Genomic DNA, 15,832 nt, shown 5'->3' on the forward strand with positions numbered 1-15,832 from the left:
AACTGGGACGGCTTTTTCCAGTTGAAATCATCGGTAGCAGATCTAGCCGGGGCGCTTAAAATCTTCGAACCATCAATTTTCCGCTACCTTCGGCAGGCTAGAGCATAAAAATTAGTCTGGAAATATTTACTGAGCAGTGAATTCATGCCCAGTCTTTAGCTGACGTAAAAACTTAAGCCCAGAACGATAGTCATCAGGCGTAGCCCGATCATCACTACATACTGACCTGCCAGGGTCCTACAAGTAGTGAATGGACGGCCGTGGCCACGGGCGAACCACATGCTCAGAATCACGAGGTGATCAATATTCGTAGTCGCAAACAGGACAACAGCCTGGAGCAAAGTTAGCAATTCATTCCCTTTCCTCGTATTTGCCTCAGCTCGAAAACCTAATCGTCACGAATCGCAAAACTAGTCGAGCAGAGTCAACACATTTTTATTAGAGTTCCCCGCGACTGAGAATTTTCTAGGGCCGGCTGTGCAAGCTCTATGAACTAACTGTGATCACTAAACTTTCGCGCTAGAAAGTGCGAGGATTGTTACAAGACGATTCGCTAAAGAATCTATCCGAACAAAGACAGTTCGAACATAAAACAAATGGAGGAAAGATGGCAGATCTGATCCAAGAAGCTCTCAAGACATCCACCGACACCAAAGCAATCGCTTTCGGCCGTGGCGTCATCAATGAGACCGGCAGGATCTTCAAGGAGCTTTTCGGCGACGCCAAAGGCATCATCATCGCAGACGGAAACACCTGGGAGGTTGCAGGCGAACAGGTCAAGGCATCGCTGGAAGAGGCGGGCGTCGAGCTCTTCGAGCCTTTCATCTTCCCCGGCACCCCGACACTGTACGCCGGCTACGAGAACGTTGAGCGCGTGCGCGACCACGTCAAGGACATGGATGTTCGCTGCGTCTCCATCGGTGGCGGCACACTGAACGACCTAGTCAAGCTTGCAAACGGCGAGCTCGGCCGTCCTTACATGAACGTCTGCACCGCAGCCTCTATGGACGGCTACGCAGCGTTCGGCGCGTCGATCACCCGCGACGGCTTCAAGATCACCCGCAACTGCCCCGCTCCGGCAGGCCTGATCGGCGACCTGGACATCATGGCCCACGCCCCGCACAGGCTGACCGCTACCGGCGTCGGCGACCTGATCGAAAAGGTCCCCGCAGGCGCCGACTGGATTATCTCCGACATTCTGGGCATCGAGGCAATCCACGAGCAGTCCTGGAACCTAGTCCAGCCCCCGCTGCGCGAGGCGCTCAGCGACCCAGAGGGCATCAAGGCTTCCGACCCTGATGCCCTGCACGGCCTGGCTCAGGAGCTCATCCTCTCCGGTCTGGCTATGCAGTCCATGCAGTCTTCGCGTCCGGCATCGGGTGCCGGACACAACTTCTCCCACCAGTGGGAGATGGAGGGCCACGGCCTCGACTGGGAGCCCCCGCTATCGCACGGACAGAAGGTTGGCATCGGCACCGTCGCTTCTTGCGCACTTTACGACGCCCTGGCAAGCATCGACATCGACGCGATCGACCCGCAGGAGGTCGCAGCCAAGCAGCTTAGCCCCGAAGACAACAAGAAGCGCGTCGAGGACTTGCAGCCCATCAAGGCCATCCGCGACGCAGCAGTCGACCAGTCCATGCAGAAGTATGTTCCGGCAGACAAGCTGCCCGAGCGTGTTCAGCTGATCAAGGACAACTGGTCGAGGATCCTCGAAGAGTCCAAGAAGCAGGTGATGCCGGCTAAGGAAATCGCCGACATCCTGAAGCGCTGTGGCGCTCCTTACCACCCGGCACAGCTGGACGTCGACATGGAAAAGATGAAGCTGACCTACTACCAGTCGCAGACCATTCGTGCCCGCTACAACATCACGGATGTGCTATACGACCTGGGCATCTACTCCGACGTAGTCGAGAGCCTGTTCGCACCGGGCGGCTACTGGGCAGAGGCAGAGGTTCCGACCGAAGGCTTCATCAACCCGGCAAAGCAGTAAGCAAAACAGCTAGGCCGAGACCTTAGCGAATAAAAGAGGGTGTCTGGATTAATTTTCCAGGCACCCTCTTATTGGTCGCGCAATCACGAGATATTAGCGCAACGGATACTTTTGCGAAAATTCATATTGCCTAACCATGACATCCTTCAATGCCGGATAGACCTGATCTTGAATCTCCGCCAACTCGCGATAAATCTCGTGAGTCTTCTGGTTGGGCTCAGAAGTGCCGCCGAGCGCGGCCATCGCCTTCGCAGCGTCCTGGACCGAATCGAAGGCGTCCGTGTTGGACATCGCGATCACCGCGGCGCCCATCGCCGAGACTTCCTCGGTTTCGCAGGCTGTGAGCGGCACACCGATGCAGTCTGTCATGATCTGGCGCCACAAAGTCGAGCGCTGCCCACCGCCCATAACGCGAACGGACTTGATCGGCACACCTGTCGACTCCTCCAGCTGACGCAGGTTCGAGGCCATGGTCAGCGAGATACCTTCAAGTATCGATCGGTAGATTTCGGCACGTCCGTAAGCTCCGGCCAAACCGACGATGGCGCCGTGAGCGATCGGATCCCAATACGGCGACTGAACCGCGTTCCAATACGGCATCGTCACCAAGCCACCGCATCCGGCCGGAACCTTCGACGCAGCCGCGTCTAACGCCGGATCTGGCCTGCCCCCGAGTGCGGGATCGCCCAATTCCTGACGGAACCAACCGGCAAGGTGAGCGCCCGAGTTCTGCACGATCTCCAGGACGTATTGACCCGGAATGCCAGCGACGTCGGTTCGATATACGTCGGCAGTCAGGTAGTTCGGAGAGTGAACTCCCGCCACCAAAGCGGTACCCATATTCAGATAGGCCTCGTCGGTTCCGATGGCGCCGGCCCCAAGTGCGGCGGCCTGGCCGTCACCGCAAGAGGCAACCAACTGAACAGGGTGCTTGATCCCCCAACCACTAAGAACGGTCTTCTTTATCGGCGCTATCACGGAGGCGGCGGGAACTAGATCAGCCAGCTGGCTACGCTGAATTCCGATCAGATCGATTAGTTCGTCGGAATACTCCAGCTTTGCCGAATCCAGCAACCCGAGCGAATCGGCGGTAGCCACCGAATCGACCCATTCGCCCGTCATTGCATATGTGAGATAGCCGTGAACGCCGACTATCTTGTGGGCCGCCTGCAGGCTCTCGGGCTCGTTCTCCTTCAGCCAAGCGATCTTGTAGATAGACGGCGTGGTGTCCGGCTGGAAACCGGAGATCTCGTGCACCCGCTCGCTGCCGTACTTGTGAACCTGATCCGCTGCGCGGCCGTCCAGCCACAGAATTCCTGGGCGAAGCGGCTCGGCGTTTTTGTCGACAAGAGCGAAAGACTGCCGCTGAATCGTCGCGCAGACGAATTCGATGCGCTCGCGATCTTTCTGTGACAGCCCAGAAACTGCCTTGCCGATTGCCTCGTTGGTGCTCGCCCACCAGTCTTTGGGATCTTGCTCGTAAAAATCGACCTTGGGGGTCGACATCGGGAACTCGACCTTCGCCGAAGCCACGACGATGCCGCCCGAATCCACCACGATCGCTTTTGTGCTGGTCGTGGACGAGTCCACCGCAATTACGAGACTATTTGCGTTCATAGAGCCTCCTTGCTCAAATCAATGGAACGCTAATTGATTTTAGTGGCTCGCCTCGACGAACACGAAAGTTAGGCTCCCGTGTATTCCACCAGTTCGTCGGACATGGAAGTCACGATCGCGCGGGTCCTAGCCGCAGAAGCCTCCAGCTCTTCAGCGTTAGCTGCACCCTTCTTGAGCTCATCGGGGATCAGCTGCACCTTGCCGTCAGAAGTGATAGCCAGCGGAGCCCACTCCATCTTGGTCGCCTCGAACTTTTCCCCGGGGAAACCCTGAAGCGTGATCTGTGCAAAATAGCCCTCGTAGACATCCGGCCAACCAGAGCGCAGCATCATTCCCGTGACGTTTCCAGTGCCGTAAACAACCCACTTGCCGTTTACCTTGGCGATCGGCTGGCTAACGTGAGCGTGCTGCCCGTAGATGAAATCGACGTCCGGGCTAGCGGAAACTGCCTGAACGAAACCAATCTGCTGCTGGTTGGGCTGGTGGTCGTGTTCGTCACCGGCGTGCATGTGGACGACAACGACGTCAGCGCCTGCCACCTTCAGCTTGCGGGCATCGGCGATCGCCTTATCCGCGTCGAGGATATCCACGGACCAGTCCTTACCCTCGGCCTTCGGAATCCCGTTAAGGCCATAGGTCTGCGAAACGAAACCGACCTTCACGCCTTTGACGTCGACGATCTGCGGAGTGTTTGCCTCTTCCTCAGTTCGATAGGTGCCCATCGGCACCACTCCTACGCTCTCCAAAACGTCCTTGGTGCGCACTAAGCCGTCCCAGCCGGCGTCCATGGTGTGGTTGGAGGTGGTGGAGCACATGTCCCACCCTGTCTTGGCCACTGCCTTGGCTGCGTCCGGCGGGGTCTTAAACGAGGGGTAACCGCTGTACGGGCCTTCCGGTGCCGCATACGGCAGTTCGTTCTGGCAGATAGCCCAGTCTGCGGAAGATACATAGTTAGTTGCAGATTCCAGGAAAGGGTAGAAATCCATGCCTTCTTCGCCCTTTGCCACTGCGTTTTGGGCAGCGGGCTCGAAGTAGCTGTCGTGCCAAAGCAAATCCCCGGAAACGTTCAGCGTGATACTCACTGGCTGAGGTATGGGGGTCGGCGTCTCCACAACCGACTCCAAAGCAGAAGGCGTCTGTTCGGGCGCCCCCGAATTGGCCTAACAGCCCGCAAGAAGAAGTGCTGCTACCAGAGCGAATACGGCCTTTACTTTAGGCATAATCTCCCCTTTTTGATTTCAGGAAATGAGCCCACAGATTGCCTCTGACAAAAACCTATTTTTAACCCTGCGCAAGCTGGGTAAAAAGTAACCTTTGCATTTCCGGCCCCCATGCGGCAGAGATCTTTTTCCAGATTCTCTCCGCTTGCTTGGCCTCCACAGCGGGCCCAAAAAGCGCCAACCGCTTTGCCCCAGATTCGATCAGCTCGTCGACGTCATCGCCCTCGGTCATCGCGAACCACGGCTTAGAAGATGCGTCGGAGGCGGGCGCAAACTTCTGGGCGACGCAAGCTAGAGCTCCTGTGACGATCAGGAAGTCGACATCGTCGCTATCGATAGCCTCGGCTAGCCTGTCTTCGCTCGGACATGCTGCTCCCCTGAGCGCAAACTCGTGCGGCTTCTCGACTGGAAATCTTTGGTGCGCCACGACGTCACACTTGAGATCAACGGCTAGGTCTTCGTCGCCAAAAGCACCGACTAACGCGTCATATCCAGAAAATGACTTTGCGGTCTTCAAGGATTCGGCGTCCGGAGCGGTCAAAAACACCATCGAAACGCCGGCAGAGGCCAACTCATCGCAAAGGGTGGCCAGCTTGCGTTGCTCCTGTGCAGGCACCAGCGCCATCAGCTTCGCAGTTTTCAACCTGCTTGAAAGACCCATCACAGCCGTCATGGCACAAATTCTAGCTTGGGTCGCGAAAACGCCGAGCAAAAGCACAGGTGGCATGTGGCATTATCGGTACCTTGACCTTATAAGCTAGTAGTTATTCTTCCCCTAACTTTGGAGCCTTCATGAGCACTGATCAGATGTCTGGCAACGTGCTTGATGGCCGCTACGAAATTTTGGCGAGGCTTGCCCGAGGCGGAATGGCCACCGTCTACCGCGCTTGGGACCGCCGCCTGGAGCGAATCGTCGCAGTTAAGGTGATGCACGAGGGCCTGGGCGACGACTCCGACTTCAAGGCCAGGTTCGACCGCGAAGCCAGGTCCGCAGCGGCTCTCACTTGCCCGAACGTCGTTTCCATCTACGACCAAGGCGTGGAGCAGGGACGCCCTTACATCGTGATGGAGTTCATCGAGGGCTACACGCTTCGCAACCTAATCGCTAAAGAGGCGCCGTTCAGCCCGCTGAAAGCACTGAAGCTTCTCGAACCCGTAGCCGCGGCACTCGCTGCGGCGCACGACAACGGGCTGGTGCACAGGGACGTGAAACCTGAGAACGTGCTGATCAGCGAGCGCGGCGATGTGAAAGTCGCCGACTTCGGCCTTGCACGAAGCGTCAGCACCCAGACCGCGACGGCCACCCAAGGCATGCTGATCGGAACCGTCAGCTACCTGCCTCCTGAGCTAGTAATGAGCGGCCAGGCAGATTCGCGTTCTGACGTCTACTCTTTCGGCATCGTGCTTTTCGAGTTGCTTACCGGCACGAAGCCCTTCATCGGCGACAGCCCGATCACCGTGGCATACGCCCACGTTAACGGCGAGGTGCCGCGCCCGTCTCAGCGGCTCGTGGAGAAGAAACCGAATGCGGCCCGCCATCATCCGATCCCCGACTACATAGACGCGTTGGTGTTGGCCTGCACCAGGCGGGATCCGACGCTGCGGCCACGAGACGGTCATGCGCTGCTAACCAGAATCCGCCGAGCCAGGCGTGCTCTGGAACGAGGCATCCGACACGACGAGGCCCTCACCATGATCATGTTCCCGGGCGCAGACCATCGCGGGCAGCAGGAGATGACCTACGAGCCGCCGGTTACTCAAAGCGAGCCTGTTGCGGAATATTCATACGACGAACCTTCCGAGCCGGTACAACCCGCGCCTGCCCCGGTGGCTGCCCCGGTTAAGGTACGCACCCAGCCACATAAAAAGACGACAGCACGCAGGCGAAGGTTTTCGCTAGTGTTACTCGTTCTTCTAGCGATTTTGGTTTCCGTCGGAACCTGGTGGTTAGCTGCCGGCCGTTACATCGATACGCCGGAACTGATCGGCCTAGACCGGGCGACGGCAAGCGCGACCGCGCAAGAGCTAGGATTGAGCGTCGAGTTCACGGAGGACTTCTCTGAGGACGTGCCTGCCGATCACGTCATATCAACGGATCCCGCACCAGGCGAGCGCGTCAAACGCCAAGGCACGATTCACGCGAGCATTTCTAAGGGCAAGGAACGCTACCCGATGCCCGATCTGATCGGGAAGACGGTGGACGAGGCTCGTAGCATCCTTTCTTCCAACAACCTGCGATTGGGTAAGGTCAGCGAGGTTTACCACGACACGGCGGCGGAAAAAACCATCGTCTCTACCAGCTTCGGTGCAGGCGAGCCGCTAAAGCGGGACACGACCGTCGACATCGAGGTTTCCAAGGGACGCAAACCCGTAGAGATACCGAACGTCACCTCGGACACGCTCGAAGAGGCAACTAAGAAACTGACCGACCTGGGTCTGCTTGTGGAGACCACGCGCGCCAACGACAAGGACGTGCCAAAGGATAAGGTCATCAGCCAAGAGCCGGTCGCGACCACTCAGGGCTTCGTCGGCGACACCGTGAAGCTAACCGTCAGCGACGGCCCCAAAGAGATCGAAATGATCGATGTCGAGGGCATGAGCGTCGATGAGGCCACCAAGAAGCTCGAGGAAGCGGGCCTGGCCGTCGACGAGGTCAAGTACCCGTTCGGTACCAGAAACCGCAAGGTTCTCTGGACCGACCCAAAAGTTGGTAAAAAAGTGGCTGAGGGCAGCAAGGTAGTTATCACCGCCCGCTAGCTACATGTTGCGCTCGGGAACGTTTTCCTCGTCCAGATTCCTGAACTCGTTTAGCCTGGTGGCCACCATGAAAGCCAGCTCTAGGCTCTGGTTACGGTTCAGCCGGGGGTCGCAGGCGGTCTCGTAACGGTTGACGAGATCATCCTCGTTCAACTGGAAGGCGCCGCCAATGCATTCGGTGACGTCCTTTCCGGTCTGCTCGAGGTGCACGCCGCCCGGCCAGGTGCCCAACTGCTTGTGGACGTCGAAGAAACCGTTCAGCTCCTCAACCACGTCCTCGTAGCGTCGGGTCTTAAAGCCGTTTGCGGTTTCGATCGTGTTGCCATGCATCGGGTCGCAGATCCAGGCCACCTTACGTCCGGAGGCCTCGACGCCCTCGATGATCGCGGGTAGCTTGTCGCGCACCTGCGCAGCGCCCATGCGGGTGATGAAACTGATCCGGCCGGGAACCCGATCCGGGTCTAGTCGATCGGCTATCTCAAGAGCGTCCTGCACGGTGGCCGTCGGCCCGAGCTTGACGCCCAGCGGGTTGTAGACGTGCCGCAGCAGCTCCACCTGGGCGCCATTTGGCTGACGGTTGCGTTCGCCGATCCAAACCATGTGGCCGCTGGTTACGTAAGGCCTGCCGGTGCGAGAGTCGATTCGGGTCAGGGCGTGCTCGTAGTCCAGCAACAAAGCCTCGTGTGCCGAATAGAAATCCACCTTGGACATCGTGGAATCCTCGACGCCACAAGCGCGCATGAAGCGCACGGCGTGGTCGATCTCGAGCGCCATCTGCTCGTACTTCTTCTCGACGTGGCTGTCCTTGACGAAGCTCGAATTCCAGGCGTGGATCTGACGAAGATCAGCAAAACCGCCAGAGACGAACGCGCGAACCAGGTTAAGAGTGGCGGCGGAAGCGTTGTAGGAATCGATCAGGCGCTCCGGGTCGTGCCTACGCGACTCGGGCGTGAACTCGAAGCCGTTGACCGCGTCTCCTCTGTAGGCGGGCAGCGTGACGCCGTCGCGGGTCTCGGTGTTCTTGGAGCGCGGTTTGGCGTACTGGCCTGCGATGCGACCAATCTTAACGACCGGCACCTGCGCCGCATAAGTCATGACGACGCTCATCGACAGCAAAACGCGAAGCTTCGCCATGATGTTGTCTGCGGTAACGCCGTCGAAAGTCTCAGCGCAATCGCCACCCATCAGAATGAACGATTTACCAACAGCTGCCTGCGCGATACGTTCGCGCAGCGAATCGGATTCCGCCACGAAAACCAGCGGCGGCAGGCTGCGTAGCTGTGCTACGACCTGGGCTGCTTTGGCTGGATCTTCATAGGTCGGCTGCTGGATCTGGGGCAGCTCGTGAAGTTCTTCTAGGGTTGGGATATTGCGCACACCATTAAGAATAAGCGACAGCGCCAAGACAGACTATTTTTGCCCGGCAGCCGGACCCCTAACGCCCCTTGTTTTCCTCTGCCGCGAGCCTTTTCACGTACTCCTTGGCGGCTTTCGCGGCCTCAAGCAGCTCGGCGCGCTCGGCTTCTTCGGCGCGCTCTGCCTCTTCCTTGGCCTTTTCTTGCTCGCGCTGGTAATCCTCCCATTGGCTTTGGGCGCGCTGCTGGCTGGCTGCAACCTGTTGCTTTTTGAGCTCTCGGGCCTGCATCGGGTAGAGGTCGCTGTACTCCTGACCGCTTAGCTCGCTAATTTTGAGCATCAGCAAATCAGAGGCTCCCCGCAACCAGAAGCCCTCGACCTTATCGCTGGCGGCTCCGGCGTCGCGGTAACGATCCAGCGAGACCGCCTCGCCAATCCTCAACTCGTATTCCGATTGGGGATCTTTCGCTCTAACCAGGGCGGCAGGAATTAGCGGAACGTCGGCCTTGATAGCCAAAGCAACTGCCTCGGGACGGCCCCTGTGCAGGCGTCCGTCGAGGCTCGGCGCGCCTTCAGGAAAGATCAGCACGCCCTTTCCCTTGGATAACGTGCTTAGCGCGCGTTCCTGACGCGCCGTGGGAGTGTCTCGCTTCGTCGGGTTAAGCCTGGAGAGCGAAACTACTCTTCGGCCGAGCGAATTGACGATTCTCAGAGAATCGGTGGAATGAACAAAATTACATGCCAATATGAACGCGCCGTCGGGAAGATTTTCTTGCCCAACGACGTCGGCACGGAATGTCGCCCGCAGCCTCGACCAGCCTATTTTCAGGCTGTGTTTCACGCGCTCGAAGAAGTTACTCATAGCTGAGGCTCCTCGAGGCTGGGGGTCTCTTTGACGTGCTTTTCTAGGGCCTCGCCGCTGAGTTTTCCTCGTTTCACTGCGCTCAGGTAGACGTCTACATACTCCTGACCGGTGACCTCTTGGATGTGGGCCATGATGTCGTTGGTCACCCATCGGCCAACTTTTATGTTGTTTCGGAAATCGTGGAAACGGCTGTAGTCGAGCGGCTTGCCGATGACGATTTTCGCGTTCTTCATGGTGGGCAGGCCGAGTTTATTTTTCAACAGCCTGGTGTTGATCAACCCGACCGGGACGACGGGTTTGTTCACCTCGAGCGCCATTCGGGCAACTCCGGTGTGGCCCTTGTAGAGACGCCCGTCGGTGCTCCTGGAGCCCTCCGGAAAGATGCCGATGGCGTGGCCTGCGGAGAGTTTCTGCTCGATTTCCTCCAGGCCGCTAACGGATGCCTTTCCGCCGGATCGATCGATGGGCACCTGCCCGACGAGCTTGAGGAACCATGCGACGATCTTTCCGCCCAGGTTTTCACCCTCGAACAATTCCTTCTTGGCGGGGAAGATCATTGCGGGTTTCAGCGCAGCAGGCAGCGCGATGGTGTCGCCCGCGTCGATGTGATTGGCCGCGATCACGCAGCCGTTCGCCGGGATGTTTTCGGCACCGATAACTTCAACTTTCCAAAACCACTTTACGATTGGTGTGAAGATAAGGTTACGGAAAAGGCGATACCAGATGTTGCCTGGCTGGTAACCGCGGCTAGCGTTGTTATCGGGTTTATTTTCGGCGCGCTCAGTGTCCATTCCTTTAGTTTATGCAATGACACAGACGTTAGGAGCTTTGCCGAGCCCTGAGGAGTGAGAAAACGTGTCGGACACAGACGAAGAGTTTGCGAAATTAATAAAAGAGGAGTTCGGCGAGAACGTCGGTCCCAGCTTTTCTGAGCCCAAGAAGTGGTTCTCCATGTCTGACGCGATCGAAAGCACCGAGCCTGACGAGCCAGCAAAGTGGAATCCCGACCCCGAGCCCATTTCACTTTCCAAGCGTGCCGGATTTGCCGCAGGCATGTTCATCGCCGCAGCGGTTCTAATCGTGCTGCTGTGGGCCAGAATGCTGAATCCAGGCTTCTGGGTGATGGCCGTCCTATTTTTCGGTGCAGGAATAGCCGTGTCATTGACGCTGATCCCAAGGGATAATGACCCGAGGGGCGACGGCGGGCTGGTTCTTTAGCGAGGCCAACCCAGATTCTGCAATTGGACTAACACATTGCCCTTGCTCACGGCCTCACCCACCAGTTTCGCTGCTCTCGCGTACGCCAGCGAGCTGATCTTAGGGTCCTTGGACATGAACTCATGGGCTGTCGGCGGCTGTTCTGGACGCAGGCCATTCTCTTCGATCAGCCGCTCGCTCTCCTGGGCGCGCTCCGGGTTAGCAGCCAGCGCGATCGCCTCTGCATAGCCCTCGCTGACCCACATATTCTTATCGTCGGGAACGCCCAGTTCCGCAGTCGCGACGTGCACGGCCTCGTGCGTGAGCAAGAATCTCGGGTCGACCTTGTGAATCGGGTTGACGATGATATGGCTAGCAGCCTGGTCGTTCGCATCCGCGAAATCCTGGGCGAGCGTGTAAGCGGCCGAACCGTCTAGGGCCGCTCCCCCGGTGATTTTGTGAAAACTTTCGATGCTGTCGGCCACCTGAATCACAAGGCGCGAGTCCCAACTCAGCTCAGGAACCGCTGCCCGAACCGTTTCGACGGCGTCGTGCGCCGCCAGCAACCAGGAACTGTTGTCTACCTGATTACCGGAAGCGTCGCGAGGGGCTGCCATCACGGTGACGTCATCGTCTGAGTAAACCTCGATCTGTTGGCTCAACCAGATCGGAGCCGGTGAGTCTTCCTTAGGGAAAACGTCCACGACCCGGCAGCCTTGAGCTTTTATTCCTATCTCATGCCAGGCAGGGGCATCGATAGCGGCCGCTCGCCACTTGACCCTAAGCCCGTCTTTGTAAGGCTCGAAAGTGGCCTCGGCGAGCCGACCGAGATTCTTTGCAACCAGCGGTGCCCGTCGCCCGGAAAGCACATTCAGCAGTTTTGCGGAATCGCCTTCTTTAACTGACTGATTCAAGGATTCAGCAACACATTCTAAGTCGGGGGTTTTCTGGCAGCCCGAAAATGCCAAGACAAGCGAAACGATGATCGCCAGTAGACGTGCACGCATGAGCACAATTTTGCCATTACCAAGTTTGCTGATTCGAAAAATTGACCTTCTTATCAGCCTCACATCAGCTGGCGAGAGTGCTTCGGTAGAACTATCTCGAGCACAGCCGGGGAGTGAATTGTTGAAAAAATTGTCAGTGGCGCCTACTAACGTTGATTGCATGAAACCTTTACAGCCCAGCTTTGACGACCTCGGCGTGCCGTTGTTCGACGTCAGTTTTTGCGTCGTCGACCTCGAGACGACGGGTGTTGGAGAGGGTGCGGCAATCACCGAGATTGGCGCTGTTAAGGTTCGTGGCGGCGAGGCGGAAGGCGAATTCGCCACGCTCGTGAAACCCCAAATGCATATTCCCGCAAACATCACGGTGCTGACTGGCATCTCCGACCGCATGGTTGACGATGCACCAACCATCGATACCGTACTGCCGAGCTTTTTAGAGTTCGCTCGCGGGACGGTTCTGGTTGCGCACAACGCGAGCTTCGACGTTGGTTTTCTGAAACGTGCCTGCGCGAACTTGGGCTACGAATGGCCTGGTAACCAGGTTGTAGACACCGTCAAGCTAGCCAGGCACACCCTGCTGCGCGACGAAGTCCGCAATTGCAAGCTGTCCACACTTTCTGCATTCTTCAAGGTCCCAGAGATGCCGACGCACCGCGCACTCGACGACGCCCGAGCAACCGTCTACGTGCTGCACGGCTTATTAGAGCGGGTCGGCGCGCTTGGCGTAACTACGCTCGAAGATCTCCTCGAATACGCCCACCACGTTTCCCCGCAGCGACGAGCCAAGCGGGTATGGGCGAAGGATCTTCCCGAGGAACCGGGCATCTATCAGTTCTACACGGACAAATCTCACAAGGATGGCAGCCGGGAGATTCTGTACGTCGGCAAGTCGGTGAACATCAAAAAGAGGGTTGCCACCTACTTCACTGCGTCGGAGACGCGCGGGCGCATGGAAGAGATGGTTCGCATCTCCACGGGCGTGGAAGCCATCGTCTGCCAGACTCCCCTAGAGGCCGAAATCCGCGAGCTGCGAACGATCGATTCCCAGCAGCCGCACTATAACCGTCGTTCTCGTCGCCAACAAAAGCTGGCCTGGCTGAAACTAACCAACGAGCGCTGGCCGAGGTTCTCGGTGGTCTCGAAAATCACCGACGATGCCAAATATTTTGGGCCCTGCGTCAGCAGAAGGGTCGCCCAAGAACTAGCGCTGGTCCTCTCCCAATCGTTCAAGCTGCGCCAGTGCACTCAACGCATCGGGCCGCGCTCTATTTCTTCTAGCTGCGCGTTAGCCCAATTAAATCGCTGTTTTGCCCCTTGTCGAGGCGATGACGAGACGCTTGGCGAACTATATTCACTGGCCCTGGACGAGGCGATCCGGTCGACCTACGACGTGCGGGCAATCACTGAATCGCTTAGCGAACAGATGCGAACCCTCAGCGCACAAGAAAGTTTTGAGGAGGCAGGCGTCGTCAGGGACAGGCTCGGCCTCTATCAAAGAACCATCCTGCGTTGGCAAAGGCTGAAAGCGTTGACCCGTTGCCCACTGATCGTCGCCGCAAGCCCCAACGCTGGTGGGTGGCAGATCAACATCGTAAAGTACGGTTTCCTGGCCGGAGCCGCCCGCGCTAAGCGTGGTGAATCCGCTCTCGCAATAGCGGACGAAGCGCTACGGGTCAGCGCAACCGTTCCTAAACCACAACATGGCCTGCCCGCCGGCTCAGTCGAGGAGGCAGAATGCATCGCCAACTGGCTCGAAAGCCCGGGCGTGCGGTTGATGCAGATCGAAGGAGATTGGGCCATCCCCAGCAATGCGGGAGCGCCGCAAATGGTGAAACTAAATGACTGAAACGGCCGATCGTTCGAACAGGTCGGTTCTTTTGGCGAACGAGTGGCTAAACTTGAGGCCATGATTACGGCAATCGCATTTGTACAGGTAGAAAGCTCCCGCATCCCCGAGGTTGCGCAGGAAATCGCAAACATCGACGGCGTCAGCGAGGTTTACTCGGTGACTGGCGATATCGACCTGGTAGTCATGGTGCGAGTGCGTGAATTCGACGAGATATCGTCGGTCATCTCCGACAAACTAAACAAGGTGGAAGGGGTCATCGACACCAGTTCGCACCTGGCCTTCCGCGCCTACAGCAAGGTTGACTTAGAGGCCACTTTCAACATTGGTGAATAAAAAATTGCGCTGCCGAAAGGCAGCGCAATTTTTTTAGGTTTTACTCGAAGTCGATCGAGTTGATGACTACGTCTTCGAGCGGACGGTCGGCGGCATTGGTGGCCACCTTCCCGATCTCGTCGACGACCTTCTGAGAATCCTCGTCAACAACCTCGCCGAAGATGGTGTGACGCATGTTCAGCCACGGGGTCTCGACGGTGGTAATGAAGAACTGCGAGCCGTTGGTGCCAGGGCCAGCGTTGGCCATTGCTAGCAGATACGGACGGTCGAACTTGAGCTCGGGGTGGAATTCGTCACCGAACTGGTAGCCGGGGCCGCCACGACCGGTGCCGGTCGGGTCTCCACCCTGAATCATGAAGTTATCGATGATGCGGTGGAAGATGGTGCCGTCGTAGTAGTTATCGGTCTTTACCGAGCCGTCGCGAGGGTCGCGATATTCGCGCTTGCCGGTGGCGAGCTCAACGAAGTTACGGACCGTCTTCGGGGCCTCGTTTTCAAACAGCTTAACCACGATGTCGCCGTGGTTAGTGTGGATGGTTGCTTGCGTCACGCTTGCTCCTATCTTTTCTTTCGCAAGCCAGTTTACCGGTATCTCAAAGCACAATTCCATGCTGTATAAAACCTATGAATTTTGCGCCGTCCATTTGATCCTGTCGTTAGCGAAGTAACGTTGAACATAGCTCGACTACGAGCAAGCTCGATTACGAGCCCCAAGCAAGATCGGAGATCTTAAAATGTTCAACAAACGAAAGGCCGCACGCAAGGCCAAGGCTGCCGCCGAAGAGGCCGTCGCCAACACCAAACACACCTTCGACGACGTGGCAGATTTCATTGCCCCGCACGCAAAGAAGGCTGCGAACGCTGCATCCGAAACTTTCGACGATGTGTCCCGCGCTTACAAGAAGAACGTAGCGCCGGCGGTCGACAAGGCTGTTTCTAAGGTTCAGCCCGCGGTCAACAATGCTTACCGCGACGTCACTAAGGCCGTAGATAAAGAAGTCATTCCCCGCATTCAGAAGGCGTGGAAGCAGGCCCAAATGAACCCGACGGTTCAGGAAGCCACTGACAGGGGCGCCGCAGCGGTTGCTGCTCTTCGTGGCGATCTTTCCCTGCCCAAGCCGGTCCTTCCCGAGCCCCGTAAGAGGCGCAGCTTGGTTCGCGGAACGTTCATTTTCGTCAGCATCGCTGCAGCAGTTGCGGGCGTGGTTTGGTTCGTCCGCTCGTTCCTCGGCGATTCCGATGACGGCTGGACCCCGCAGGAGCCCAACCGCAAGTTCAACGAAGCCTGGGAAAAGTCTGCTGAGGAAGTCAAGGAGAAGGTCGAAGAGGTCGTTGACAAGGTCACTGACACCGATTCGGACTCTGAGGAGGCAAAGCCAAAGCGCTCCGAGCAAGATACCGAGTACGGCGAGGGCGCATACGTCGGCGACGAGCCCCCGGCCGATTACATTTACAAGGGCAACGAGCGCTCGATGAAATATCACGTGCCCGGCACCGGCGGCTACGAGGCCTGCAACGCAGATGTTTGGTTCAACAGCGAGGAGGCCGCCCAGAAGGCAGGCTTCGTGAAGGCTCAGCGCTGAGCGATTACCCGCGCTAAGCGAAACTAACCAAAAAATTTCCCCGGCTAGCTAGCCG

Annotated in this window: 14 protein-coding genes and 1 pseudogene; 6 read left to right on the forward strand and 9 right to left on the reverse strand. The window is 57.7% G+C overall.

From position 1 onward, the window contains the following. Positions 1 to 155: 155 nt before the first annotated feature. The gene (locus HMPREF1255_RS00915; protein WP_024110442.1) at positions 156 to 350 is read right to left on the reverse strand and encodes a hypothetical protein; all 195 of its coding nucleotides are present in this window, start codon (positions 348 to 350) and stop codon (positions 156 to 158) included. 257 nt (positions 351 to 607) lie between these two features. Here HMPREF1255_RS00915 and HMPREF1255_RS00920 point away from each other — a divergent pair, with 257 nt between their 5' ends. Further along, a complete protein-coding gene (locus HMPREF1255_RS00920) occupies positions 608 to 1,993 on the forward strand; it encodes a sn-glycerol-1-phosphate dehydrogenase (RefSeq protein ID WP_036916681.1) in 1,386 nt (461 codons plus the stop codon). Between the two features lie 93 nt (positions 1,994 to 2,086). On the opposite strand, the gene HMPREF1255_RS00925 is transcribed toward HMPREF1255_RS00920, so the two are convergent. The 3 genes from HMPREF1255_RS00925 to HMPREF1255_RS00935 all read right to left on the reverse strand — a co-directional run bounded on the left by HMPREF1255_RS00925 (position 2,087) and on the right by HMPREF1255_RS00935 (position 5,503). Next, positions 2,087 to 3,610, reverse strand: a complete 1,524-nt coding sequence (locus tag HMPREF1255_RS00925; protein ID WP_024110474.1) for an FGGY-family carbohydrate kinase — start codon at positions 3,608 to 3,610, stop codon at positions 2,087 to 2,089. A gap of 68 nt (positions 3,611 to 3,678) precedes the next feature. Beyond that, complete coding sequence (locus HMPREF1255_RS00930; RefSeq protein WP_197016952.1) at positions 3,679 to 4,692, reverse strand: CapA family protein; 1,014 nt, start codon at positions 4,690 to 4,692, stop codon at positions 3,679 to 3,681. 199 nt (positions 4,693 to 4,891) lie between these two features. Further along, on the reverse strand, positions 4,892 to 5,503 hold the full coding sequence (locus HMPREF1255_RS00935) for a hypothetical protein (protein ID WP_155938277.1): 612 nt from the start codon (positions 5,501 to 5,503) through the stop codon (positions 4,892 to 4,894). Between the two features lie 119 nt (positions 5,504 to 5,622). Here HMPREF1255_RS00935 and pknB point away from each other — a divergent pair, with 119 nt between their 5' ends. Beyond that, a complete protein-coding gene (gene pknB, locus HMPREF1255_RS00940; RefSeq protein ID WP_016455467.1) occupies positions 5,623 to 7,587 on the forward strand; it encodes a Stk1 family PASTA domain-containing Ser/Thr kinase in 1,965 nt (654 codons plus the stop codon). Here the strand turns inward: pknB and HMPREF1255_RS00945 are convergent, their stop codons facing one another. The 3 genes from HMPREF1255_RS00945 to HMPREF1255_RS00955 are packed head-to-tail and all read right to left on the reverse strand — an operon-like array spanning position 7,588 to position 10,599. After that, the gene (locus HMPREF1255_RS00945) at positions 7,588 to 8,991 is read right to left on the reverse strand and encodes a class II 3-deoxy-7-phosphoheptulonate synthase (protein ID WP_024110430.1); all 1,404 of its coding nucleotides are present in this window, start codon (positions 8,989 to 8,991) and stop codon (positions 7,588 to 7,590) included. It abuts the gene before it with no gap. A 31-nt stretch (positions 8,992 to 9,022) separates the two neighbouring features. Then, on the reverse strand, positions 9,023 to 9,805 hold the full coding sequence (locus HMPREF1255_RS00950) for a 1-acyl-sn-glycerol-3-phosphate acyltransferase (protein ID WP_016455465.1): 783 nt from the start codon (positions 9,803 to 9,805) through the stop codon (positions 9,023 to 9,025). Beyond that, positions 9,802 to 10,599 carry a 1-acyl-sn-glycerol-3-phosphate acyltransferase gene (locus tag HMPREF1255_RS00955; RefSeq protein WP_024110467.1) on the reverse strand — a complete coding sequence of 266 codons (798 nt, stop codon included), beginning with the start codon at positions 10,597 to 10,599 and terminating at the stop codon, positions 9,802 to 9,804. The genes HMPREF1255_RS00950 and HMPREF1255_RS00955 overlap by 4 nt, the downstream gene beginning before the upstream one ends. 64 nt (positions 10,600 to 10,663) lie before the next feature. Here HMPREF1255_RS00955 and HMPREF1255_RS00960 point away from each other — a divergent pair, with 64 nt between their 5' ends. After that, positions 10,664 to 11,026, forward strand: coding sequence for a hypothetical protein (locus HMPREF1255_RS00960; protein WP_024110409.1), 363 nt, complete (start codon positions 10,664 to 10,666; stop codon positions 11,024 to 11,026). On the opposite strand, the gene HMPREF1255_RS00965 is transcribed toward HMPREF1255_RS00960, so the two are convergent. Further along, positions 11,023 to 12,012: a peptidase MA family protein gene (locus HMPREF1255_RS00965; RefSeq protein WP_024110507.1), complete on the reverse strand. Its 990-nt coding sequence runs from the start codon at positions 12,010 to 12,012 to the stop codon at positions 11,023 to 11,025. The two genes, HMPREF1255_RS00960 and HMPREF1255_RS00965, sit on opposite strands and share 4 nt — an antisense overlap. Before the next feature lie 160 nt (positions 12,013 to 12,172). On the opposite strand from HMPREF1255_RS00965, the gene HMPREF1255_RS00970 reads away from it, so the two are divergent. Beyond that, positions 12,173 to 13,858 (forward strand): DEDD exonuclease domain-containing protein, encoded by a 1,686-nt coding sequence (locus HMPREF1255_RS00970; RefSeq protein WP_024110443.1) that lies wholly within the window; start codon positions 12,173 to 12,175, stop codon positions 13,856 to 13,858. A gap of 60 nt (positions 13,859 to 13,918) precedes the next feature. Further along, the gene (locus HMPREF1255_RS00975) at positions 13,919 to 14,194 is read left to right on the forward strand and encodes an Lrp/AsnC family transcriptional regulator (RefSeq protein ID WP_028821893.1); all 276 of its coding nucleotides are present in this window, start codon (positions 13,919 to 13,921) and stop codon (positions 14,192 to 14,194) included. A gap of 40 nt (positions 14,195 to 14,234) precedes the next feature. Here HMPREF1255_RS00975 and HMPREF1255_RS00980 read toward each other — a convergent pair whose 3' ends face one another. Continuing rightward, the gene (locus tag HMPREF1255_RS00980) at positions 14,235 to 14,744 is read right to left on the reverse strand and encodes a peptidylprolyl isomerase (RefSeq protein ID WP_016455459.1); all 510 of its coding nucleotides are present in this window, start codon (positions 14,742 to 14,744) and stop codon (positions 14,235 to 14,237) included. Positions 14,745 to 14,928: 184 nt separating this feature from the next. Between HMPREF1255_RS00980 and HMPREF1255_RS10135 the strand changes: the two are divergent. Then, positions 14,929 to 15,387: pseudogene (locus HMPREF1255_RS10135) on the forward strand (hypothetical protein); the annotation flags it as partial. Positions 15,388 to 15,832 lie beyond the last annotated feature (445 nt).

It is taken from the genome of Propionimicrobium sp. BV2F7 (assembly GCF_000510445.1).
Classification (GTDB): Bacteria; Actinomycetota; Actinomycetes; order Propionibacteriales; family Propionibacteriaceae; genus Propionimicrobium; species Propionimicrobium lymphophilum.